This is a genomic window from Pseudomonas brassicae, from assembly GCF_010671725.1.
Lineage (GTDB): Bacteria > Pseudomonadota > Gammaproteobacteria > Pseudomonadales > Pseudomonadaceae > Aquipseudomonas > Aquipseudomonas brassicae.
The window spans coordinates 23,996-47,896 of the sequence record NZ_JAAHBU010000170.1 but is presented as its reverse complement, the minus strand read 5'-3'; the positions used below and the strand labels follow the sequence as shown (position 1 = coordinate 47,896).

Annotated in this window: 19 protein-coding genes and 3 pseudogenes; 14 read left to right on the top strand and 8 right to left on the bottom strand. The window is 63.4% G+C overall.

Annotation, left to right across the window (positions count from 1 at the left end; translation table 11 throughout):
* Positions 1-46: 46 nt before the first annotated feature.
* Together G3436_RS13625 and G3436_RS13620 are read right to left on the bottom strand one after the other, a co-directional pair.
* Positions 47-676, bottom strand: a complete 630-nt coding sequence (locus G3436_RS13625) for a response regulator (RefSeq protein ID WP_163945765.1) — start codon at positions 674-676, stop codon at positions 47-49.
* Positions 677-678: 2 nt separating this feature from the next.
* Positions 679-3,081, bottom strand: coding sequence for a PAS domain-containing sensor histidine kinase (locus tag G3436_RS13620; protein WP_163945764.1), 2,403 nt, complete (start codon positions 3,079-3,081; stop codon positions 679-681).
* A gap of 94 nt (positions 3,082-3,175) precedes the next feature.
* On the opposite strand from G3436_RS13620, the gene G3436_RS13615 reads away from it, so the two are divergent.
* The gene (locus G3436_RS13615; protein WP_163945761.1) at positions 3,176-4,186 is read left to right on the top strand and encodes an alpha/beta hydrolase family protein; all 1,011 of its coding nucleotides are present in this window, start codon (positions 3,176-3,178) and stop codon (positions 4,184-4,186) included.
* Here G3436_RS13615 and G3436_RS13610 read toward each other — a convergent pair.
* Genes G3436_RS13610 through G3436_RS13600 form a run of 3 tightly spaced genes read right to left on the bottom strand, consistent with a single transcriptional unit; the run spans position 4,183 to position 6,642 of the window.
* A complete protein-coding gene (locus G3436_RS13610) occupies positions 4,183-4,947 on the bottom strand; it encodes a DnaJ domain-containing protein (protein ID WP_163945757.1) in 765 nt (254 codons plus the stop codon). The two genes, G3436_RS13615 and G3436_RS13610, sit on opposite strands and share 4 nt — an antisense overlap.
* Before the next feature lies 1 nt (position 4,948).
* On the bottom strand, positions 4,949-5,620 hold the full coding sequence (murU, locus tag G3436_RS13605) for an N-acetylmuramate alpha-1-phosphate uridylyltransferase MurU (RefSeq protein ID WP_163945754.1): 672 nt from the start codon (positions 5,618-5,620) through the stop codon (positions 4,949-4,951).
* On the bottom strand, positions 5,617-6,642 hold the full coding sequence (locus tag G3436_RS13600) for an aminoglycoside phosphotransferase family protein (RefSeq protein WP_163945752.1): 1,026 nt from the start codon (positions 6,640-6,642) through the stop codon (positions 5,617-5,619). Before G3436_RS13600 ends, murU begins: the two co-directional genes overlap by 4 nt.
* Before the next feature lie 130 nt (positions 6,643-6,772).
* On the opposite strand from G3436_RS13600, the pseudogene G3436_RS13595 reads away from it, so the two are divergent.
* From G3436_RS13595 to G3436_RS13545, 11 genes and pseudogenes are all read left to right on the top strand, one after another.
* Positions 6,773-9,576, top strand: a pseudogene (locus G3436_RS13595) (LPS-assembly protein LptD).
* Positions 9,557-10,873, top strand: a complete 1,317-nt coding sequence (surA, locus tag G3436_RS13590; RefSeq protein WP_163945749.1) for a peptidylprolyl isomerase SurA — start codon at positions 9,557-9,559, stop codon at positions 10,871-10,873. The pseudogene G3436_RS13595 and the gene surA overlap by 20 nt, the downstream one beginning before the upstream one ends.
* Positions 10,870-11,859, top strand: a complete 990-nt coding sequence (gene pdxA / locus G3436_RS13585) for a 4-hydroxythreonine-4-phosphate dehydrogenase PdxA (RefSeq protein WP_163945746.1) — start codon at positions 10,870-10,872, stop codon at positions 11,857-11,859. The genes surA and pdxA overlap by 4 nt, the downstream gene beginning before the upstream one ends.
* Positions 11,856-12,662, top strand: a complete 807-nt coding sequence (gene rsmA / locus G3436_RS13580; protein WP_163945743.1) for a 16S rRNA (adenine(1518)-N(6)/adenine(1519)-N(6))-dimethyltransferase RsmA — start codon at positions 11,856-11,858, stop codon at positions 12,660-12,662. Before pdxA ends, rsmA begins: the two co-directional genes overlap by 4 nt.
* A 104-nt stretch (positions 12,663-12,766) precedes the next feature.
* Positions 12,767-13,147, top strand: coding sequence for a Co2+/Mg2+ efflux protein ApaG (gene apaG / locus G3436_RS13575; RefSeq protein WP_163945740.1), 381 nt, complete (start codon positions 12,767-12,769; stop codon positions 13,145-13,147).
* Positions 13,147-14,022 (top strand): symmetrical bis(5'-nucleosyl)-tetraphosphatase, encoded by an 876-nt coding sequence (locus G3436_RS13570; protein ID WP_163945737.1) that lies wholly within the window; start codon positions 13,147-13,149, stop codon positions 14,020-14,022. The genes apaG and G3436_RS13570 overlap by 1 nt, the downstream gene beginning before the upstream one ends.
* Before the next feature lie 13 nt (positions 14,023-14,035).
* Positions 14,036-14,364, top strand: a pseudogene (glpE, locus tag G3436_RS13565) (thiosulfate sulfurtransferase GlpE).
* A gap of 282 nt (positions 14,365-14,646) precedes the next feature.
* A complete protein-coding gene (locus G3436_RS13560) occupies positions 14,647-16,569 on the top strand; it encodes a PrkA family serine protein kinase (RefSeq protein WP_163945734.1) in 1,923 nt (640 codons plus the stop codon).
* Between the two features lie 79 nt (positions 16,570-16,648).
* Positions 16,649-17,921 (top strand): annotated as a pseudogene (locus G3436_RS13555) (YeaH/YhbH family protein).
* The gene (locus tag G3436_RS13550; protein WP_163945731.1) at positions 17,918-19,477 is read left to right on the top strand and encodes a SpoVR family protein; all 1,560 of its coding nucleotides are present in this window, start codon (positions 17,918-17,920) and stop codon (positions 19,475-19,477) included. Before G3436_RS13555 ends, G3436_RS13550 begins: the two are co-directional and overlap by 4 nt.
* Positions 19,478-19,537: 60 nt before the next feature.
* Positions 19,538-20,767 carry a multifunctional CCA addition/repair protein gene (locus G3436_RS13545; protein ID WP_163945728.1) on the top strand — a complete coding sequence of 410 codons (1,230 nt, stop codon included), beginning with the start codon at positions 19,538-19,540 and terminating at the stop codon, positions 20,765-20,767.
* Between the two features lie 42 nt (positions 20,768-20,809).
* On the opposite strand, the gene folK is transcribed toward G3436_RS13545, so the two are convergent.
* Both folK and folB read right to left on the bottom strand, forming a co-directional pair.
* Positions 20,810-21,319, bottom strand: coding sequence for a 2-amino-4-hydroxy-6-hydroxymethyldihydropteridine diphosphokinase (gene folK / locus G3436_RS13540; RefSeq protein WP_163945725.1), 510 nt, complete (start codon positions 21,317-21,319; stop codon positions 20,810-20,812).
* Positions 21,310-21,663, bottom strand: coding sequence for a dihydroneopterin aldolase (gene folB, locus G3436_RS13535; RefSeq protein WP_163945722.1), 354 nt, complete (start codon positions 21,661-21,663; stop codon positions 21,310-21,312). Before folB ends, folK begins: the two co-directional genes overlap by 10 nt.
* 74 nt (positions 21,664-21,737) lie before the next feature.
* On the opposite strand from folB, the gene plsY reads away from it, so the two are divergent.
* Positions 21,738-22,307 carry a glycerol-3-phosphate 1-O-acyltransferase PlsY gene (gene plsY / locus G3436_RS13530; RefSeq protein WP_163945719.1) on the top strand — a complete coding sequence of 190 codons (570 nt, stop codon included), beginning with the start codon at positions 21,738-21,740 and terminating at the stop codon, positions 22,305-22,307.
* Positions 22,308-22,333: 26 nt separating this feature from the next.
* Here plsY and tsaD read toward each other — a convergent pair whose 3' ends face one another.
* Positions 22,334-23,359 carry a tRNA (adenosine(37)-N6)-threonylcarbamoyltransferase complex transferase subunit TsaD gene (gene tsaD, locus G3436_RS13525; protein WP_163945716.1) on the bottom strand — a complete coding sequence of 342 codons (1,026 nt, stop codon included), beginning with the start codon at positions 23,357-23,359 and terminating at the stop codon, positions 22,334-22,336.
* Between the two features lie 202 nt (positions 23,360-23,561).
* Between tsaD and rpsU the strand changes: the two genes are divergently transcribed.
* The gene (gene rpsU, locus G3436_RS13520; RefSeq protein WP_002551877.1) at positions 23,562-23,777 is read left to right on the top strand and encodes a 30S ribosomal protein S21; all 216 of its coding nucleotides are present in this window, start codon (positions 23,562-23,564) and stop codon (positions 23,775-23,777) included.
* Positions 23,778-23,901: the final 124 nt, after the last annotated feature.

The following is a 23,901-nucleotide window of genomic DNA, read 5'->3' as shown; positions in this document are numbered from 1 at the left end:
CTGGCTTGCCAGCGAAGGCATCAACACGGTGTCGCTTCTGGAACACTCAGACCAGCTTGTGCTCCATCGCATACTTCACCAGCTCTGCCAGCGAGTTCACATTCAGCTTCTGCATCAGGCGCGCCTTGTGCGTACTGATGGTCTTGTTGCTCAACGCCAGTTGCTGGGCGATGTCATTGACGTTGGCGCCCTGCGCCAGGCGCTCGAACACCGAGAACTCGCGCTCCGACAGCAACGAATGCAACGGCCGCGAATCGGTCAGGCCGACTTCGAACACCATGCGGTCCGCCAGGTCGGGGTCGATGTAGCGCCCGCCACCGGCCACCCGGCGAATCGCCGTCAGCAGCAGCGCCGGGTCGCTGTCCTTGGTGGCATAGCCCGCCGCGCCGATCTTCAGCGCCCGCGCCGCCATCTGCGCCTCGTCATGCATCGACAGCACCAGGATCGCCGGCGGTGCGCTCAAGGCACGAATCCGCGGAATGGCCTCCAACCCGTTCACCCCGGGCATCGAGATGTCCAGCAACACCACCTCGCATTCGTTGTGGCGCAAGGCTTCAAGCAACTGCTCGCCATTGCCGGCCTCGCCCACCACCTGCATGTCCTTGGCCAGGCCGATCAACTGCTTGATGCCTTCGCGCACGATGGTGTGGTCTTCGGCAACCAATACTCGAATCACTGTCAGCTCCTGTCGTTGTTCAGGGGGATACGTACGCTCAAACTGGTGCCCTCGCCCGGCTCGCTGTCCAGGCACATGGTGCCACCCAGCATCAGCACCCGTTCGCGCATGCCCACCAGGCCAAACGAGGTGGGCCGCTGGTCACTCTGCACGAAACCCACGCCATCGTCGCTGATGATCAGGCACAGCATGGCGCCGTCCAGGCTCAGGGTGATCTCTACGGTATGCGCCTGGGCATGGCGCATGACGTTGGTCAGCGCCTCCTGCAGAATGCGGAACAGGCTGGTGGCCTTGGCGTCGCTCAAGGGCGGCAGGTTGTCAGGCACCTGTACCAGGCACGGGATCTGCGTGCGCGCCTCGAAACGTCGAGCCTGCCATTCGATGGCCGAAGCGATGCCGGCATCCAGAATCGGCGGGCGCAACGCGGTGGCCACATCGCGCACCAGCTGGAACAACTGCGCGATCAGCCGCTTCATGCTGCCCAGGCGCTCGTTCAGGCCCGGGTCCAGGCCGGCATAGGCCAGTTCGCACATCGAGGTTTCCAGCTTGAGCACGGTGAGCATCTGGCCCAGTTCGTCATGCACTTCGCGGGCGATGCGCGCCTTTTCTTCCTCGCGCACGCTTTCCAGGTGCGCCGACAGCTCGCGCAACTGCTCTTGGGAGCGCGCCAGCTCGAGCTCGGCGCGCTTGCTCTGGCTGATGTCCCACACCACCCCGTCCCACACCACGCGGCCATCACCCAGGCTGCGGGTACTGGCCTTGATGTCGGCCCAGCGCTGCTCGCCCTGGCGCGTCAGCATGCGGCCCTGCCATGACCAATCCTGGTCGGTGGCCAGTGCCTGGTCCTGCACACGGTGGTAGTCGGCGCGGTCATCGCCATGCACCAGGCTACGCAAGCCCATGTCCGGGTGCTGCAGTTCGGCTGGCGAATAACCCACCAGCGCCTCGCTGCCTTCGCTGATATAGGGAAACTCCAGGTCACCGACCGCCGGGTTGCGTTCAAGGCGAAACACCAGCCCCGGCACGTTGCCGGCAATGCCCTTCAGGCGTGCCTCGCTCTCGCGCAACGCGGCCAGCGCGCGACGCCGCTCGGTCACATCATTGAGGAACACCACCAGGTACTCGGCATCGCGAAAGCGCAGGAAGCTCAGCGACACATCCACCGGCAACAGGCTGCCATCGGCGCGCAGGCACTGGGTCTCGAACCGCTGCGCCGCTTCATCGCTGGCCCGTGCGCGTTTCCACAGGTCCAGCCAGCGGTCCATGTGCAGGTTGGGCTCGATGGCGATCAGCGGGCGGTCGATCAGCGCACCTGCGCTGTAGCCGAGCATGCTCTCGGCGGCGCGGTTGGCATAGCGGACGTGGCTGTCCCAATGCACCCAGAGAATGCCCACGGTGCTCTGATCTAGGGAGAACTGGCTCAGGCGCAGTGCCTCCTCGCGGGCCAGGCGCTTGGCGATGTTCTCCCGCGCCGCCAGCAGGCTCTGCTCCAACTGCTGTTGCTGACGCCGCTGCCAGATCACGATGGCGACGCAGCTGAACAGCAGCGCCGCGAACAGCAGCGCCAGGTTCTGCCAGAAGCCCGGCGACTCGCTCAGGCGCGGGTACCTGGGCTGCAGCCAGCGGCTGTGCAACTGCTCCAGGTCCTTGGCCGGAATCGCCTGCAAGCCGCGCTCGATGATGTCGGCCAACTGCGGCCAGTCGCGCCGGGAGCCCACGCGCAGCAGTTGCGGCAGGCCGATGTCACCGACCACCACCAGGTCGCTGAACTCGTTCTCGCGTGACAGCCGGCTCAATTGCGCCTCGTCCACCACGGCATAGCGCACCTGTTCACTGAGCAGCAGTTGCAGCGCCTGGCGCTCCATGGGCACGCCCTGCAGGTTGAGGTTGGAGTAGGTCGCGCGCAGGTAGTCCGCCACTGCACTGGGCATGCGCACGGCCACACGCTCGTTGCTGGCCAGCTTCTCGAGGTCGACCGCCACCGCGCCATTGCGCGGCCCGACGACCAGTTGCGGCACACGCATGTAGGGATCGCTGAACAGCCAGCGACGCAAGCCCGCCGGGGTCTGGGTCAGGCCAGGCGCCAGGTCGATCTCGCCCCCGGCGAGGGCATGCTCCAACGCGGCCTGGTCGGTAAAGTTGCGCCAGGTCAGGTCCAGCCCCAGCGCCCTGCCCAGCCAGTTCATCAGCTCGACGTTGACCCCGGACAGTTGCTGCAGGCGCCGGTCAAACTGTGCGAACGGTGCCTGCAGCACCAAGCCGACGCGCAGGCTGCGGTGCTGTTCCAGCCATTGTTGCTGGGCAGGGTCCAGTTGGACCGCGACCGGCGCTGGCACCTGTGCCGCAACCACCATCAAGGGCCAGGCAAAACAGCCGATAAGCAACAGGCAGCGCAAACGCATCATCTTCACTCTCGTCAATGCAGGGACCGCCATCGAGCATGGCCGTCCCGGACAAATACCATTAGGCTGCCGGTATCACTCTGGCCTGGATCGATCAATGTTCGTACTCAAACGCACGGCGCTTTCAGCGCTATGCCTGTCCTTGATACTACCTTGTACCGCACAAGCGCTGGCTGAAGAAGCGCCCGCCGCGCCCACACAAGCTGGAGCAGCCCCTGTGCAACGTCAGGCACTGGCCGAACGCAGCCAGGAAGATGCCCAGGCACTGGAGCGGCAAATACCCAAGGACGAGCAACAGACCCTGCAGGCCGGCAGCGACAGCTTCCTGGCCCTGTGGAAAACCGCCAACAGCCCCGCCCCCGAAGGCGTACTGGTGATCGTGCCGGGGGCCGGTGAAACCGCCGACTGGCCCAGGACCGTCGGGCCACTGCGGCGCAAGTTCCCCGACGCGCAATGGGCCAGCCTGAGCGTGAGCCTGCCGGACCGGCTGGCCGACAGCCCGGTAGCGCGCACTGAAACCGCGGCTGCGCCGCCGCAGCCGGAAAAAGACGTCAAGGGCGCACCGGCCAAGGATACGCCGGCCGATGCCAATGCCAACATTGCCCAGGCAACCGCGGCAGAAAGCGAAAACGCCGACAGCGCCGAACCGCCCACCCACACCGACCCAGGCGCCACCGACAAGGCCGACGCCGAACGCATCTTCGCGCGCCTGGACGCCGCCGTCGCCTATGCACAGCAACAGAACGCACGCAGCATCGTACTGCTTGGCAACGGCAGCGGCGCCTACTGGGCCGCGCGCTACATCAGCGAACGCCAGCCACCCCAGGTGCACAAGCTGGTGATGGTCGCTGCACAGACGCCAGCGCGGGTCGAGCACAGCCTCGACAGCCTGACCCCAAGCCTCAAGCTGCCCACTGCCGACTTCTATTACGCCAACCAGGCCTCGGCCAAACAGGCCGCCGTGGCACGCCTGCAAGCCAGCAAGCGGCTCAAGGACAACCACTACCGCCAGGTCGCCCTGACCGCCGTGCCCGGCAACCAGGCCGCCGAGCAGGAACAGCTGTTCCGGCGTATCCGCGGCTGGCTGAGCCCACAGCAGGTCGACTAGAAGCCGCGCCGCTTGCGGATGACCGAGTAGGCCTGGTGCAGTTCACGCGTGCGCTCGGTAGCGTCGCGCACCTGCGCCGGGCTGGCACCGCTGCCCACCAGCTTGTCCGGGTGATGCCGGCTGAGCAGCCGGCGGTAGGCCTGCTTGATCTGCGCCGGCTCCGCCTCCACCTGCACCCCCAACAGGCGCAAGGCATCGGGATAGCTGATGACCTGCGCATCCAGCGCCGCCCTGTGGGGTTCATAATCGCTGGCCAGTGCCTGCACCTTGGCCGTTGACCAGCCCAGCTGTTGGCCCCACTGCAGGATCAGCTCGCGCTCGTGACGGCCGACCCTGCCATCGGCCCAGACCATCCGCCAGCATGCGCGCAACAGGCCTTCTGCGGCATGCGGCTGCTGCTTGAGGCGGCGCAAGTGCGTCTTGAGCCGTTCGCCGCCATTCTTGCCGCGGTTGAACGCGGCAATCGCGCGCAGGCGAGCCGGTTCGCTCATTTCCAGGCGCTGCATCTCCTGGCGCGCCTGCTGGATGTGCCCATCCAGCACCCGGCCTTCACTCTTGGCCAGACGCCCCAGCAGCACGAACAGCACCTCATCGTCACGCAGCACCGCCTGCCCGCCCAGTCGCTCGCGCAGGTGCGCCCAGCTGTGCAATTGCAAACGGCGATCCATCGCCTGACCGAGCAACGCCCCCAGTAACGCCCCTGGAATACTGGCAACGACAAACCCCGCCCCCGCACCAATCACTGTGCTTGGCCACAACATGTCAGCGACGCTCGGCGAGCAGGCGCTCGGCTTCGGCCAGGCGCTCAAGGGTGCCCACATCGACCCAGCGACCGGTGAAATGCTCACCGCTGACCTGGCCGTGGCGCATCGCGTCACGGTACAACGGTGCAAGCTTGAAGGCCCCCGCCTGGCAACCGTCAAACAGTGCCGGGTGCAGCACGGCAATGCCGCTGTAGGTGAGTGTCGACGCGGCGCCATCGGCGTCCGCGACCTGGCCCTCCTGCAACTGGAAATCCCCCTTGCCGTGGTGCGCGGGGTTGTCGACCAGCACCAGGTGCGCCAGGCCGTTGAGCGTCGCGGGCAACTGGCTGAAGTCGTAGGCGGTCCAGATGTCGCCGTTGACCAGCACGAAAGGGCCATCACCGAGCAGGGGCAGCGCCTTGAAGATGCCACCACCGGTTTCCAGCGGCTCGCCTTCGGGCGAGTAGCGAATGCTCACGCCAAAGCGCGCACCATCGCCCAGGTGATCCTCGACCTGCTGCCCCAGCCAGGCATGGTTGATCACCACCTCGCTGATGCCTGCCGCCGCGAGCGCGCGCAGGTGGTACTCGATCAGTGGCACACCGGCCACCGGCACCAGCGGCTTGGGCGTGTGCAGGGTCAGCGGACGCATGCGCTCGCCCTTGCCGGCGGCCAGGATCATCGCCTTCATGCGCGCGCTCCGCCTGCGGCCTGCAGGCTTTCAATCAGCGTGTCCAGCTCGGCAAGCTCGGGGCGCCGGGCAATCACTTCATCTATATAGGCAAAGAAGCGCGGCACATCGGCCAGGTAGCGTGGTTTGCCGTCGCGGTGGCAGATGCGCGCGAAAATACCGATCACCTTGAGGTGACGTTGCACCCCCATCAGGTCGCTGGCCCGCTGGAAGTCCTCGAAGTCAGCCTGCACCGGCACACCCTTGGCTTGCGCGCGCTGCCAGTAAAGCTTGAGCCAGCCCTGCACCCGCGCCTGAGGCCAACTGAGGAAAGCATCCTTGAACAGGCAGGTGATGTCATAGCTGACCGGCCCGTACACCGCATCCTGAAAATCCAGCACACCCGGGTTGGGCGCGCTCTGCATCAGGTTGCGCGGCATATAGTCGCGATGCACCAGCACCTTGGGTTGCGCCAGGGCGCTGTCGATCAGCAAGGTGCTCACGCGCTGCCACATCGCCTGCTGCGCGTTGTTCAACGCCAGCCCCAGCTCACGCCCTGCGTACCATTCAGGAAACAGCTCCAGCTCGCGGCGCAGCAAAGCCACGTCGTAGCTGGGCAAGGGAGCCTGCATCGGCAGTTGCTGGAAGGCCAGCAGCGCATCGATGGCGTCGTCGAACAGCGCATCGGCGTTCTCGGAGGTGATCACATCCAGGTACGTGTGGCTGCCAAGGTCGCTGAGCAGCAGGAAGCCGCGATCCAGGTCCTGGGCATGAACAACCGGCACATGGACCCCGGCGCTGGCCAACAATTGTGCAATTTCGACAAAAGGCCGGCAGTTTTCCTGCGGCGGTGGTGCGTCCATCACGATAAAACTGCGACCGTCGGCGGCCCAGCGAAAGTACCGCCGAAAGCTCGCATCACTGCTGGCGGCGGTCAGGCAGCCCGCAGGAACCGGACCCCAGCCCTGGTTTTGGAAAAGATTTGCCAGCTGTTCGGCCAGCCACACATTAAGGTCTTGCAGGCGTACATCTTGATCGGGCATTACAAGGGTCTCCGACGGCGCTAGCCGTCAAGCGGGTCATGCTTTATTATCCAGCATCTTTTTCAGACCATCGAGAGGCGTGCGGCCCCACACGCGGGCAGATGGCACGCAGGAAGCCCGGACTAATAAGATGGCATTGAAATCCCCCGCGTTTCGTAAAAAATTCCCGTTGCTCGTCACCGGCGGTCTGCTGGCGATGCAACCCCTGGCCACGTCGTACGTGGTGGCTGCCGAGCAGTTCGACTGCCAAGTTTCCGCTGCCGGAGGTTGGGACTGCAAGCCCAAAACCAGTACTGCTGAACTGCCACCGCGCCCAGTGCACGACGGGGCAGCGCTCAGCTCGTCCGCCGAAACGCCAGCCCAGAGCGCCGACGGCAGTGCCGCAGCGCCTGGCCAGGGCTCGGCGTTGGTCACCGAAGCCAAAGGCCGCGGGCTGAAGGCGCGCAGCGCCGACTACAGCCACCTGGACTGGGTGCCGCGCGAGCAACTGACCCCAGCCCAGCTCGCCGAAACCGGCCCGTACTGCGCCGCGCCTACATCGAGCCGATCCGTCCGGGCATGGACGACACCACGCCCAAGGACGAAGCCCCGACGTTCATCGGCGCCAAGGTCTCGCGCTACCAGCAGGAGCAGCAGATTGCCACCCTCGCCGGTGACGTCGTGATGCGCCAGGGCAGCATGCAGGTGGAAGCCGACGAGGCCAACCTGTACCAGGCCGAGAACCGTGGCGAGCTGAGCGGCAACGTGAAGATCCGCGACAACGGTTCGCTGGTGGTCGGCGATCACGCCGACATCCAGCTCGACACCGGTGAGGCCAAGGTCGACAACGCCGAATACGTGATGCACAAGTCGCGCATCCGCGGTAACGCGCTGTACGCCAAGCGTGCCGAGAATGCGATCATTCGCCTCAAGGACGGTACCTACACCACCTGTGAGCCGAACAGCAATGCCTGGCAGCTCAAGGGCAACAACATCACGCTGAACCCGGCCACCGGCTTCGGCACCGCGACCAACGTCACCCTGCGGGTCAAGGATATTCCGGTGTTCTACACACCGTATATCTACTTCCCGATCGACGATCGTCGCCAGTCCGGCTTCCTGCCACCGTCGTTCAGCACCAGCAGCGACACCGGCTTCACGCTGGTCACGCCGTACTACTTCAACCTGGCGCCCAACTACGACGCCACCTTGTACCCACGCTACATGGCCAAGCGCGGCCTGTTGATGGAAGGCGAGTTCCGCTACCTGACCGAGTCCAGCGAAGGGCAGTTCGGTGGTGCCTGGCTGAACGACAAGGAAGACGAGCGCAAGCTGCAGTCCGACTACCGGGACCAGCGCTACATGGTCAACTGGCAGCACAAGGGCGGGCTGGACGAGCGCCTGATGAGCGAGGTCGACTACACCAGGATCAGCGACCCGTATTACTTCCAGGACCTGGAATCGGATCAGATCGGTGTCCAGAGCAGCGACTATGTTAACCAGCAAGGTGCGCTGACCTATCGCGCTGACGACTACACTGCCCGGTTGAACCTGCAGGCTTATCAGCTGGCGACCATCAGCAAGATCACGCCCTATGATCGACTGCCGCAGGTGACGTTCCTGGGCAAGCTGCCTTACGAACCCTACGGCCTGAACTTCACCTACAGCACTGAGTTCGTGCGTTTCGATCGTGACCTGCGCACAGGCAACTTCGTGGACAAGGACGGCACGTCGGAACGCCGCTATGACACTCGCGTGCGGGGCCTGGCTCGCGCCAACGGTGACCGTATCAACCTCGCGCCGGCCATCAGTCTTCCGTTGGAAGCATCGTATGGTTTTGTCAAACCCTCGCTGACGTATGTCTACACCAACTATCAGCTGGATCTTGACCAACAGGGCAAGAACTACCTTGCCTCACCCGCGAACTTGAATTCTCCTACGAGACAGTCCTTCAGCAGCACTCAAGACCGAAATGTGCCGATCTTCAGTGTCGACAGCGGCCTGTATTTCGACCGTGACACCCAGTGGTTCGGCAAGAATTATCGCCAGACCCTCGAGCCACGCCTGTTCTACCTGAACGTTCCCTACAAGGATCAGACCGACATCCCTGTGTTCGATAGCAGCGAATCGGTGTTCAGCTACTCCTCGCTGTTCCGTGAAAACCGCTTCAGCGGCTCGGACCGTATCGGTGACGAGAACAAGCTGTCGCTGGGTATCACCAACCGCTGGATCGAAGAAAACGGTTTCGAGCGTCAGCGCTTGAGCGTCGGTCAGGCCTACTACTTCAAGGACCGCAAGGTCCAGCTGCCGCGCATCAATTACCGCACGCGCACCGACTCGCAGTCGGACGTGTCGCCGTACGCGCTCGAATACCAGTTCCGCTTCAACCGCGACTGGCGCCTGAACGCCGACTTCAACTGGGACCCGGACACCCACCGCACCCGCTCCGGCAGCACCATGTTCAACTACCAGCCGGAAGACAACGTCAACAAGATCGTCAACCTGGGCTACCGCTACCGCAACGACGCGGTGCGCTACAACCAGAGCACCGGTCTGTGGCAAGTGGGCCAGAGCGACTACGGCACCCCGGGCAACGCGAACTACGTCAAGGACTACTACAAGATCCAGCAACATGACTTCTCGGTCATGTGGCCGATCGTCCCGCAGTGGACCGCGATCGCACGCTGGCAGCATGACTACAACCGCAACCGCACCCTGGAAGCCATGGGCGGTTTCGAATACGACAACTGCTGCTGGAAGCTGCGTCTGATCAACCGTTACTGGATGGATTACGACGAGTTCAGCCAGAACGCTCCATCCAACGAAAAAGGCGACCATGGGATCTTCCTGCAGATCGTGCTGAAAGGCCTCGGTGGTGTAGTGGGCAACAAGGTTGAAAGTTTCCTCGACGAAGGCATTCAAGGTTACCGTGCACGTGAAGACCAAGCTTATTGATTGTCTGCGCCCGCTGATGCTGGGCGCGGTATTGCTGAGCAGCGCGGTGCATGCCGCGGTGCAACCCCTGGACAGCGTCGTGGCCATCGTCGATAACGACGTGGTGATGAAAAGCCAGTTGGACCAGCGCGTGCGCGAAGTCCAGCAGACTATCGCCAAGCGCGGTGGCGCTACGCCACCGGCCGGCGTGCTCGACCAGCAGGTACTGGAGCGTCTGATCGTCGAGAACCTGCAACTGCAGATCGGCGATCGCTCCGGCATCCGCATTACCGACGAAGAGCTCAACCAGGCCATCGGCACCATTGCCCAGCGCAACGGCATGAGCATCGAGCAGTTCCGCGCGGCCCTGGCCCACGACGGCCTGTCCTACGATGATGCCCGCGAGCAGGTACGTCGCGAGATGATCATCAGCCGTGTACGCCAGCGCCGGGTGGCCGAACGCATCCAGGTATCGGAGCAGGAAGTGAAGAACTTCCTCGCCTCGGACCTGGGCAAGATGCAGCTGTCCGAAGAGTTTCGCCTGGCCAACATCCTGATCCCGACCCCGGAAAGCGCCAACTCGGCCACCATCCAGGCCGCGGCCCAGCAGGCGGGTGCGATTTACCAGCAACTCAAGCAAGGTGCCGACTTCGCCCAGCTGGCTATCGCTCGCTCGGCCAGCGAAACCGCGCTGGAAGGCGGCGAGATGGGCTGGCGCAAGGCCGCGCAACTGCCGCCTCCGTTCGACCGCCTGCTCAGCTCCATGGCCGTTGGCGAGGTGACCGAGCCTATCCGCACGCCGGGTGGCTTCATCATCCTCAAGCTGCAAGAGAAGCGTGGCGGCCAGGCCATGGTGCGTGACGAAGTGCACGTTCGCCATATCCTGATCAAGCCAAGCGAGATTCGCAGCGAAGCGGCGACCAAGCAACTGGCCGAGAAACTCTACGACCGCATCAGCGCAGGCGAAGACTTCGCCGAGCTGGCGAAGAGCTTCTCCGAAGACCCGGGTTCGGCACTCAACGGCGGCGACCTCAACTGGGTCGACCCGAATGCACTGGTACCGGAGTTCCGTGAAGTCATGACCAGCATCCCGCAAGGGCAGCTGTCCAGGCCGTTCCAGACCCAATACGGCTGGCACGTACTGGAAGTACTCGGTCGCCGCGCCACCGACAGCACCGAACAGGCCCGCGAACAACAAGCCATGACCGTGCTGCGCAACCGCAAGTACGACGAAGAGCTGCAAACCTGGCTGCGTCAGATCCGCGACGAAGCCTACGTTGAAATCAAGCTTCCTGGCGCCGACCAGGCAGCCCAGTGAACCACCAGCGCTTCGCCCTGACACCCGGCGAACCGGCCGGCATAGGTCCCGACCTGTGCCTGCTGCTCGCCGCGTACGCCCAGCCCCACCCCCTGATCGCCATCACCAGCCGTGACCTGCTCCTTGAGCGGGCCGCGCAACTGGGGGTGGCCGTCACCCTGCTGCCGGTCAGTGACGACGCGTTACCGAACGTGCCGGCGCCTGCCGGCAGCCTGTATGTGTGGGATACGCCAGTGGCCAGGCCGGTAGTGGCCGGGCAACTGGACACGGCCAACGCCGCCTTTGTGCTGCAGACCCTGACCCGGGCTGGCCAAGGTTGCCTTGACGGCCATTTTGCCGGGATGATCACCGCCCCGGTGCACAAGGGCGTGATCAACGAGAGCGGTATCGCGTTTTCCGGGCACACCGAGTTTCTTGCCGAACTGACCGGCACCGCGCAAGTGGTGATGATGCTCGCCACCCGCGGCCTGCGCGTGGCACTGGTGACCACTCACCTGCCCTTGCGCGAGGTGGCCGATGCGATTACCGCAGAGCGCCTGGAGCGGGTCACGCGGATCCTGCACGCCGACCTGCAAACCAAGTTCGGCATCGCCAGCCCGCGCATCCTGGTGTGTGGCCTGAACCCCCACGCCGGCGAAGGCGGCCACCTGGGCACCGAAGAACTCGACATCATCGAACCCACATTGGCGCGCCTGCGCAGCGAAGGCATGGACCTGCGCGGCCCGTTGCCCGCCGACACCCTGTTTACCCCCAAATATCTGGAGCACTGCGATGCAGTGCTGGCGATGTACCACGACCAGGGCCTGCCCGTGCTCAAGTACAAGGGCTTCGGCGCCGCCTTGAACGTCACCCTGGGCCTGCCGATCATCCGCACGTCGGTCGATCACGGCACCGCACTGGACCTTGCCGGCACCGGCAGGATCGATACCGGCAGCCTGCAGGTCGCGCTGGAAACCGCCTACCAGATGGCCGAGACCCATTTATGACCGAGCAATACCAACACAAGGCGCGCAAGCGCTTTGGCCAGAATTTCCTGCATGACGCCGGCGTGATCGACCGTATCCTGCGTTCGATCAGTGCCAAGCCGGGCGACCGCCTGCTGGAAATCGGCCCGGGCCAGGGCGCCCTGACCAAAGGCCTGCTCAACAGCGGCGGCCAACTCGACGTGGTAGAGCTGGACAAGGACCTGGTGCCGATCCTCAACCAGCAGTTCGCCGGCCGTGACAACTTCCGCCTGCACCAGGGCGATGCGCTGAAATTCGACTTCACCAGCCTGGATGCCGCGCCGAACAGCCTGCGTGTGGTCGGCAACCTGCCGTACAACATCTCCACCCCGCTGATCTTCCATCTGCTGGCCAATGCCGGGCTGATCCGCGACATGCACTTCATGCTGCAGAAGGAAGTGGTCGAACGCCTGGCCGCCGGCCCTGGGGGCGGTGACTGGGGCCGCCTGTCGATCATGGTGCAGTACCACTGCCGGGTGGAGCACCTGTTCAATGTCGGCCCGGGTGCGTTCAACCCGCCACCCAAGGTCGACTCGGCGATCGTGCGGCTGGTCCCGCATGCCACCTTGCCGCACCCGGCCAAGGACCACCGCCTGCTCGAGCGCATCGTGCGCGAAGCCTTCAACCAGCGTCGCAAGACCCTGCGCAACACCCTGAAGGCCCTGCTCAGCAGCGACGAGATCGCCGCTGCCGGCGTCGACGGCAGCCTGCGCCCCGAGCAACTGGACCTGGCCGCCTTCGTGCGCCTGGCCGACAAGCTCGCCGAGCAAGCGCCTGCCGCATAAGCCCTGCTATCGCCAGTCATGCCTGCATGACTGGCCCTGCACCCCGCCGATGGCCTAGACTGATGCAATCGCCGTATTCCGCGTCTGTTGCCAAGGCCCCTTGCATGTCTGATCCCCGCTACCAGATCGACGTCAGCGTCGTGACCCGCTTTCTCAACGAACAATCCGATCCTGACAATGACCGCTTCGCTTTCGCCTACACCGTCACTGTGAAAAACACAGGATCGGTGCCGGCCAAGCTGATGTCACGGCATTGGCTGATCACCAATGGCAATGGCCAGGTCGAGGAAGTCCGCGGCCCTGGCGTCATCGGCCAGCAGCCACTGATCGAACCCGGCGACAGCCACACCTACAGCAGTGGCGCGGTACTGAGCACCAAGGTCGGGACCATGCAGGGCAGCTACCAGATGTTTGCCGAGGACGGCATTCGCTTTGACGCCCCGATCAAACCATTTCGCCTCGCCGTGCCCGGGTCGCTGCACTGATGGCGGTGTATGCCGTCGGCGACCTGCAGGGTTGCCTGCAGCCGCTCAAGTGCCTGCTCGAACGGGTCCGGTTCAATCCATCGGTCGACCGCCTGTGGCTGGTCGGCGACCTGGTCAACCGTGGCCCCGAGTCGCTGGAGACCCTGCGTTTTCTGTATGCCATGCGCGACTCGCTGGTGTGTGTGCTCGGCAACCATGACCTGCACCTGCTGGCCGCCTGGCATAACATCGAGCGCCTGAAGAAAAGCGACACCCTGCGCGAGATTCTCGACGCCCCCGACGCCGACGTGCTGCTCGACTGGCTACGCCGGCAAAAGTTGCTGCACTACGACGAGCAGCGCAGTGTCGCCCTGGTCCACGCCGGCATCCCGCCGCAGTGGACCCTGGGCAAGGCGCTGGAGCTGGCTGGCGAAGTGGAGCAGGTGCTGCGCGACGACAACCGCCTCAAGCCCTACCTGGATGGCATGTACGGCAACGAGCCGAACAAGTGGAACAAGAACCTGACGGGGGTCGAGCGCCTGCGGGTCATCACCAATTACTTCACCCGCATGCGCTTCTGCACCGCCGAGGGCAAGCTCGACCTCAAGGGCAAGGAAGGCGCCGACACCGCGCTGCCTGGCTACAAGCCCTGGTTTGCGCACAAGGACCGTCGTTCGCGCCATGTGAAGATCATCTTCGGGCACTGGGCCGCGCTGCAAGGCGAATGCAAGGAGCCTGGCGTGTACGCCCTGGACACCGGCTGCGTGTGGGGTGGTGCGATGACCCTGCTCAACGTCGACAGTGGCCAGTACCATCGCTGCGACTGCACCGAACAGGGCACTCCTCGCCCGCTACCTGCCCTCGTACAACCGGCTAGAATGGCCGATCAATCCTGAAGGAAGCGCCCCCATGAGCGAATTCAAACGTATCCCTCCCGAACAGGCCCAGGCCTTGCGCGAGCAAGGTGCGGTCGTGGTCGATATTCGCGACCAGCCCACGTTTGCCGCTGGCCACATCAGCGGCGCCACGCACCTGGACAACCAGTCGGCAGCCGATTTCATCCGCGCTGCCGACCTTGATGCCCCCACCGTGGTGGTCTGCTATCACGCAATTCCAGCCAGAGTGCGGCGGCGTACCTGGTCAGCCAGGGCTTTTCGGATGTCTACAGCCTCGACGGCGGCTTCGAGCTGTGGCGCGCCACCTTCCCCGCAGAAATCGCCCAAGGTACTCCCGAATAATTTTTTTCAGCGCCTGTAGCCCGCGTCCTGCGCGGGCTCGCGCCTGACCAGACGAACGGTCGTGGCGAACTAATCGCCCAACCGCCCTTGACCTCGCCGATTACCAACTATCCTTAAGCCCAGGCCATCCAAAAAGGGGAGAGCCGGTACACCGGCGTGCGGGTCATCGGTAGCGTTTCAAGGGTGTTCTGGGGGGTATACAGCAGTCGGCAGTTGCCGCTTGCATGCCAGCATCAACTGATTGATCCGACGTCGGCTCCACGTATCGAGCGAGGTGACGTCATGAGTATTTTTAGCCACTTCCAACAACGTTTCGAGTCCACCCGCCAGGAAGAGCTCTCGCTGCAGGAGTATCTTGAGCTCTGCAAGCAGGACCGTAGTGCCTACGCTTCGGCGGCCGAACGCCTGTTGATGGCTATCGGCGAACCAGAGCTGGTCGACACGTCGAACAATTCGCGGCTGTCGCGGATCTTCTCCAACAAGGTGATCCGGCGTTACCCGGCGTTCGAAGACTTCCATGGCATGGAAGAATGCATCGACCAGATCGTCTCCTACTTCCGGCATGCCGCTCAGGGCCTGGAAGAGAAGAAACAGATCCTCTACCTGCTCGGCCCGGTGGGCGGCGGCAAGTCGTCCCTGGCCGAAAAACTCAAACAACTGATGGAGAAGGTGCCCTTCTACGCCATCAAGGGCTCGCCGGTGTTCGAGTCCCCGCTGGGGCTGTTCAATGCCACCGAAGACGGCGCGATCCTCGAGGAAGACTTCGGCATCCCGCGGCGCTACCTGAGCACCATCATGTCGCCATGGGCCACCAAGCGCCTGGCCGAGTTCGGCGGCGACATCAGCCAGTTCAAGGTGGTCAAGCTCTACCCTTCGATCCTCAACCAGATCGCCGTGGCCAAGACCGAGCCGGGTGACGAGAACAACCAGGACATCTCCGCGCTGGTGGGCAAGGTCGACATCCGCAAGCTCGAGGAATACCCGCAGAACGACGCCGATGCCTACAGCTACTCGGGCGCACTGTGCCGGGCCAACCAGGGCCTGATGGAATTCGTCGAGATGTTCAAGGCGCCGATCAAGGTCCTGCACCCGCTGCTCACGGCCACACAGGAAGGCAACTACAACAGTACCGAAGGCCTCGGTGCGATCCCCTACTCCGGGATCCTGCTGGCCCACTCCAACGAATCGGAATGGCACAGCTTCCGCAACAACAAGAACAACGAGGCGTTCATCGACCGGATCTACATCGTCAAGGTGCCGTACTGCCTGCGCGTCAGCGACGAGATCAAGATCTACGACAAACTGCTGTTCAACAGCTCGCTGGCCAAGGCCCACTGCGCGCCCGACACCCTGAAGATGCTGGCACAGTTCACCGTGCTGTCGCGGCTCAAGGAGCCGGAGAACTCGAATATCTACTCGAAGATGCGCGTGTACGACGGCGAGAACCTCAAGGACACCGATCCGAAGGCCAAGTCGATCCAGGAGTACCGTGACTCGGCAGGCGTCGACGAGGGCATGAACGGCCTGTCGACCCGCTTCGCCTTCAAGATCCTGTCCAAGGTGTTCAACTTCGACCCGCACGAGATCGCCGCCAACCCGGTGCACCTGTTGTATGTGCTGGAACAGCAGATCGAGCAGGAACAGTTCCCGGCCGAGGTACGCGAACGCTACCTGCGCTACCTCAAGGAATACCTGGCGCCGCGCTACATCGAGTTCATCGGCAAGGAAATCCAGACCGCTTACCTGGAGTCCTACAGCGAATACGGGCAGAACATCTTCGACCGCTATGTGCTGTACGCCGACTTCTGGATTCAGGACCAGGAGTACCGCGACCCCGAAACCGGCGAGATCCTCAACCGCATTGCCCTCAACGAGGAACTGGAGAAAATCGAAAAACCGGCCGGCATCAGCAATCCGAAGGATTTTCGCAACGAGATCGTCAACTTCGTGCTGCGCGCCCGGGCCAACAACAATGGCAAGAACCCGACCTGGCTGAGCTACGAAAAACTGCGGGTGGTGATCGAGAAGAAAATGTTCTCCAACACCGAGGACCTGCTGCCGGTCATCAGCTTCAACGCCAAGGCAAGCAAGGAGGACCAGCAAAAACACAACGACTTCGTCACACGGATGGTCGAACGCGGCTACACGGACAAACAGGTTCGGCTGCTCTCTGAATGGTACCTGCGGGTCAGAAAATCGCAGTGATCGAGCTGTAAGTGGCAAGCCGCAGCCCTGCCCAGGGCTGCGGCTTGAAGCTTGAGTATTCAGCTCCCCGGAGGGGCCTATGAGCTATGTGATCGACCGACGCCTGAACGGCAAGAACAAGAGCACGGTCAACCGCCAGCGCTTTTTGCGGCGTTACCGTGACCACATCAAGAAGGCCGTTGAAGAGGCCGTGAGCCGTCGCTCCATCACCGACATGGAGCATGGCGAGCAGATCAGCATCCCCGGCCGCGATATCGACGAGCCGGTATTGCACCACGGGCGTGGCGGCAAGCAGACCGTCGTGCACCCGGGCAACAAGGAATTCACCGCTGGCGAGCACATCGCCCGCCCCCAGGGGGGGGGGTGGCGGCGGCGGCAAGGGCAAGGCCGGCAACTCCGGCGAAGGCATGGACGAATTCGTCTTCCAGATCACCCAGGAAGAGTTTCTCGAATTCATGTTCGAAGACCTCGAACTGCCCAACCTGGTCAAGCGCCACCTGACCGGTACCGACACCTTCAAGACCGTGCGTGCGGGCATCAGCAACGAAGGCAACCCGTCGCGCATCAACATCATCCGTACCCTGCGCTCGGCCCATGCCCGGCGCATCGCACTGTCGGGCAGCAGCCGCGCCAAACTGCGTCAGGCGCAGGAAGAACTGGCGCGACTAAAGCGCGAAGAACCAGACAACTTCGGCGATATCCAGGAAATAGAGATCGAAATCGAGCGTTTGAGTGCGCGCATCCACCGTGTGCCCTTCCTCGATACCTTCGACCTCAAGTACAACCTGCTGGTCAAGCAGCCCAACCCCAGCTCCAAGGCAGTGATGTTCTGCCTGATGGACGTGTCCGGCTCCATGACCCAGGCCACCAAGGATATCGCCAAGCGCTTTTTCATCCTGTTGTACCTGTTCCTCAAGCGCAACTACGACAAGATCGAGGTGGTGTTCATTCGCCACCACACCAGCGCTCGCGAAGTGGATGAGGAAGAGTTCTTCTACTCCCGCGAAACCGGCGGCACCATCGTCTCCAGCGCGCTGAAACTGATGCAGGAAATCATGGCCGAGCGCTACCAGGCCAGCGAATGGAACATCTATGCCGCCCAGGCCTCGGACGGTGACAACTGGAACGACGACTCGCCGATCTGCCGCGAAATCCTCACCAAGCAGATCATGCCGTTCGTGCAGTACTACACTTACGTGGAGATCACCCCCCGCGAGCACCAGGCCTTGTGGTTCGAATACGAACGCATCGGCGAAGCCTTTGCCGATACGTTCGCCCAGCAGCAGCTGGTGTCGGCCGGCGATATCTATCCGGTCTTCCGTGAACTCTTCCAGCGCAGGTTAGCCACATGACCGCCAGAGAGAAGCGCCAACCCATTTCCACCGGGTCCGAATGGACGTTCGAGCTGATCCAGGCGTATGACCGTGAAATCAGCCGCCTGGCCGAGCGCTACGCCCTGGACACCTACCCCAACCAGATCGAGGTGATCACCGCCGAGCAGATGATGGACGCCTACGCGTCGGTCGGCATGCCGCTGGGTTACCACCATTGGTCCTATGGCAAACACTTCCTGAGCACCGAAAAGTCCTACAGCCGTGGCCAGATGGGCCTGGCCTATGAAATCGTGATCAACTCGGACCCCTGCATTGCCTACCTGATGGAAGAGAACACCATCTGCATGCAGGCGCTGGTGGTCGCACACGCCTGCTATGGGCACAACAGCTTCTTCAAGGGCAACTACCTGTTCCGCACCTGGACCGACGCCAGCTCGATCATCGATTACCTGGTATTCGCCAAGCAGTACATCACCCAGTGCGAGGAGCGCCACGGCATCGATGCGGTGGAAGACCTGCTGGACTCCTGCCATGCGCTGATGAACTACGGTGTCGACCGCTACAAACGGCCTTACCCGATTTCCGCCGAAGAAGAGCGGCGGCGCCAGAAGGACCGTGAAGAGCACCTGCAGAAACAGATCAACGACCTGTGGCGTACCATCCCCAAAGGTGCCGACAAGTACAGCGACAAGGACAACGCGCGCTTCCCCGCCGAGCCGCAGGAAAACATCCTGTACTTCATCGAGAAGCACGCGCCCCTGCTCGAACCCTGGCAGCGCGAAATCGTGCGCATCGTGCGCAAGATCGCGCAGTACTTCTACCCACAGCGCCAGACCCAGGTGATGAACGAAGGCTGGGCGACCTTCTGGCACTACACCCTGATGAACGACCTGTACGACGAAGGCCTGGTGACTGAAGGCTTCATGATGGAGTTCCTGCAGTCGCACACCAGCGTGGTGTTCCAGCCCGGCTTCGACAGCCCGTACTACAGTGGCATCAACCCCTATGCGCTGGGCTTCGCCATGTACCGCGACATCCGACGCATGTGCGAGCACCCCACCGACGAGGATCGCCACTGGTTCCCCGACATTGCCGGCAGTGACTGGCTGTCGACCATCAAGTTCGCCATGAGCAGCTTCAAGGACGAGAGCTTCATCCTGCAGTACCTGTCGCCCACCGTCATCCGCGACCTCAAGCTGTTCAGCATCCTGGACGACGACCAGAAGGACGACCTGCTGGTGCCGGCCATCCACGACGAGGCCGGCTATCGCACCATCCGTGAAATCCTCGCGGCCCAGTACAACCTGGGCAATCGCGAACCCAACGTGCAGATCTGGAGCATCGATAGGCGCGGTGACCGTTCGCTGACGCTGCGGCACCAGCAACATGACCGCAAGCCGCTGGGCGAGTCCACCGACGAGGTGCTCAAGCACCTGCACCGCCTGTGGGGCTTCGACATCCACCTGGAGACCCTGCAGGGCGACCAGCTCATGAAAACCCACCACGTCCCCCCAAAGGGCGAACACGGCGAAGGTGACTACGGGCGCCTGGACCTGGCCGTCGTTCACCTTTGACCCCGCAGGCCTGCGTTGGGGCCAGACAGGTTATCCTGTGGCCTCAACGGAGGTTTTTTCATGCAGATCTATAAAGTCGGCGGCGCCGTGCGTGACCGCCTGCTCGGCAGGCCGGTCACCGATATCGACTGGGTGGTGGTGGGGGCGAGCGTCGAGCAGATGCAGGCCCAGGGCTTTCGTCCGGTAGGGGCTGACTTCCCCGTCTTCCTGCACCCCGTGAGCGGTGAAGAGTACGCCTTGGCGCGCACTGAGCGTAAGAGCGGGCGGGGCTACGGCGGGTTCACCTTCCATGCCAGCCCCGAGGTCACCCTGGAAGAAGACCTGGTGCGCCGCGACCTCACGATCAATGCCATGGCCGAGGACAAAAACCAGCGGATCAGCGACCCGTACGGCGGCAAAAAAGATCTTGAAAATCGAATTTTACGCCACGTTTCCCCGGCGTTTGCCGAAGATCCCCTGCGCGTACTCCGCGTCGCACGGTTTGCCGCACGCTACGCCGAGCTGGGGTTTCGGGTAGCGCCCGAGACCCTTGAACTGATGCGCGAACTGAGCCAATCCGGCGAGCTGCAGGCACTGACCGCTGAACGCAGCTGGAAGGAAATCGCCCGCGCACTGATGGAGTCACGCCCCCAGGTGTTCATCCAGGTACTGCGTGATTGCGACGCGCTCAAGCAGTTGATGCCTGAGCTCGATGCCCTGTTCGGCGTACCGCAACCGCCAGCGCACCACCCTGAAATCGATAGCGGCGTGCATACGCTGTCGGTACTGGAGCAGGCCGCGATTCATCAGCAGCCACTGAGCGTGCGCTGGGCCTGCCTGCTGCATGACCTGGGCAAGGGCCTGACCCCCGAGGACGAGTGGCCGCGGCATATTGCCCATGAACAGCGTGGCGTGAAGTTGATCAAGGCGGTCAACCAGCGCTTCAAGGCACCGCGTGATTGCCAGGAACTGGCCCTGCTGGTGGGCGAGTACCATACCCATGCCCACCGGGCGCTGGAGCTGAAGGCCTCGACCCTGCTGGAGCTGCTGCAGCGTTTTGACGTGTACCGCCGGCCACAGCGCTTCGAGGAGTTCATTGCCGCGTGCGAGATGGATGCGCGCGGGCGTCTGGGGCTGGAGAACCGCGACTATCCGCAGGCAGCTTACCTGCGCGGTGCAGCCGCTGCGGCCTGCGCGGTGGCGGCGCAGCCGCTGGTGGAAAAGGGCTTTAGCGGCCAGGGCCTGGGCGAGGCGATCAAGCGTGAGCGGCTGAGGGCGCTCAAGGCCTACAAGGACCGCACCAAGGCCTGAGCCCTGCTCGCCCCTTCGCTGGCCAGCCAGCGAAGGGGGCCGTCACCCCAACGGCAACTGCCGCCCGTGCCAGGCGAACGCGACAGGTGCCAGCACCTGCTCGATCTGCGCCTCGTTCCACAGCTGCGCCATGGGTTTGCCGACACCCGGGTGCACCAGGTCTGGCGCAATCAGCGACAGCGGCCAGAGCACGAAGGCGTTTTTGAGAATTTCGGCCCGTGGCAACACCAGCCCGTCGAAACTGCCGTGCAGGTCGCCATACATCAGCACGTCGATATCCAGCGGCAGGCCCTTGCGATCAGGCGCATAGCGGCCGTTGTCGGCCTCGATGAACTTCAACCGACGGTCCAGCTCCAGCAACGGCAGTTCGCTAAGGCCCGTCACCACCAGATTGAAGAACGGCCCGCTCTTGATGCCGACCGCCTGGCTTTCGAACACCGTCGAACAGCGCATGTCCCGCAGTAACCCGGCCAGCGCGTCCAGCCCCGCACACAGGTGCAGCTCGCGCTCGCTGTTGCTGCCAAGGCCTAGGTAAACCGGGGTCAGAGACATCCGCGCTCGATCTCCACGCCAACCCCGCTGGCCGCCGCGACGGCGCCAGGCTTGGTCAGCTTCAACTGCAGCCAGGGAATCTGGAATTCGTCCATCAGCACCTTGGCCAGGCGCTCGGCGAAGGTTTCGACCAGCTCGTACTGGGCCTGCTCGGCAAACGCCAGGATACGCGCGGACACGCTGGCGTAATCCAGTGCCAGGCTCAGGTCGTCACCCGCCGCTGCCGGGCGGTTGTCCCAGGCGAATCGCAGGTCCAGACGCAGACACTGACGAATGCCGCGCTCCCAGTCATAGGCGCCGATCACGGTGTCGACTTCCAGCCCTTCGATGAACACTCTGTCCAAGCACTTCTCTCCACAGCACGACAAGGGCGCCTTGCGCCGCTAGAATCAGGGCGTCCTCGCCCGGAATAGTTAGCATGTTTTGGTTACTGGCGCTGCTCGCCTACCTGCTTGGCTCGCTGTCCTTCGCCATTGTTCTCAGCCGCCTGAGCGGCAGCCCCGACCCGCGTGCATGCGGCTCCGGCAACGCCGGCGCCACCAACATGCTGCGCCTGGCCGGGCGCAAACTGGCGATCCTGACCCTGCTGGGCGACCTGTGCAAGGGCTTGTTGCCCGTACTGATCGCCAGCCTGATCGACCTGAGCCTGCAACAGCAAGCCTGGATCGGCCTGTGCGCGGTGATCGGCCACCTGTTCCCGCTGTACTTTCGCTTTCGCGGCGGCAAGGGCGTGGCCACTGCCGCCGGCATGCTGCTGGGCCTGTATCCCCCGGCCGCGCTGCTGGCCATCAGCGCCTGGCTGCTGACCTTCTACCTCACCCGCACCAGCTCGCTGGCAGCGTTGATCGCAACGCCCCTGACCTTGCCACTGCTGGCCTGGCGCGAGCCTGAAGCACTGTTGCCCATCAGCGTACTCACCGCCCTCATCGTGTGGCGCCACCGCGGCAATCTACGCGACCTGCTGGCCGGGCGCGAACGGCATTTCTGAACACCGCGCACGCACCCTGCGCATGTTTACAACGCCTGCAACTGCTCCATCGGCCAGCGTGCCTGCACACTGATCGCCAGGGTTTCCTGCTGCCCTGCCGCCAGGCGCTGGCAACCGGCATAGGCGATCATCGCGCCATTGTCGGTGCAGAATTCGGGGCGCGCGTAATACACATTGCCCTTGAGGCCGGCGAGCATGCCTTCGAGGGACGTGCGCAACGCCTTGTTGGCACTCACGCCGCCCGCGATCACCAGGCGCTTGAGCCCGGTCTGCTTGAGCGCACGCTTGCACTTGATGGTCAAAGTTTCCACCACCGCCTGCTGGAAGGCCAGCGCGATGTCGCAACGGGTTTGCTCGCTGTCGTCCCCGGCACGCCGGCACTGCTGCCAGGTGTTGAGAGCGGAGGTCTTGAGCCCACTGAAGCTGAATTCGAGGCCCGGGCGATCAGTCATCGGCCGCGGGAACACGAAGCGTCCAGCCACCCCCTGCTGCGCCAGCCGTGCGATTTCAGGGCCACCGGGGTAGTTGAGCCCCATCATCTTGGCGGTCTTGTCGAACGCCTCGCCGGCGGCATCGTCCAGGGTCTCGCCCAGCAGCTCGTAGCGGCCGATGCCATCCACGCGCACCAACTGGGTATGCCCACCCGACACCAACAAAGCGACGAACGGGAATTGCGGTGGCTGCGCCTCCAGCATCGGCGCCAGCAGGTGGCCTTCCATGTGGTGCACGCCCAGCGCCGGAATGCCCCAGGCAAACGCCAGCGCCTGGGCACAGGAAGCGCCCACCAGCAGCGCACCGACAAGGCCGGGGCCCGCGGTGTAGGCGATGGCGTCGATCTCGGTGGCCACGCAGTCGGCTTCGGCCAGCACCTGGCGGATCAGCGGCAGCATGCGCTTGACGTGATCACGTGAGGCCAGTTCCGGCACCACGCCGCCATAGGCTCGGTGCAGGTCGATCTGGCTGAACAATGCATCGGCCAGCAGGCCGCGTTCACTGTCGTATAATGCGACGCCGGTCTCGTCGCAGGATGTTTCCAATCCCAGTACTAGCATGGGTTTGCGCCTTGTTGGGGCTGAATTCGAAGGCGCGCATGATAGTCCTCGCTCCCGGTGCCGACCAGCGGTTTTCGATCAGAGGCTTTGCATTCGGGCCAGCTAAGGGTTAACATCCGCAACCCTTAAAAACCGACGTTCTCCAGTGCACATATTTGCCACGAGTTCGTTGACCCCCGGTAATGAATGAAGGTAGCTCTGGATGCCAGCCGTCAAAGTTAAAGAGAACGAACCCTTCGACGTAGCTCTGCGTCGTTTCAAGCGCTCCTGCGAAAAAGCCGGTGTACTGGCTGAAGTTCGTAGCCGCGAATTTTACGAGAAGCCAACTTCTGAGCGTAAGCGCAAAGCAGCAGCCGCTGTTAAACGCCACGCCAAGAAAGTTCAGCGCGAACAGCGCCGCGCCGTTCGCCTGTACTAATACAGACGTTCGTCGCCAGCTTCTGCCATGCCCGGTGCAAGCCGGGCTGTCGGCAGTTGATGCTGTTTCCTCTGGCCTGGACCTTAGGGTCAAGATGCCCGAGATGCCCAAACTGCTCTGCAGC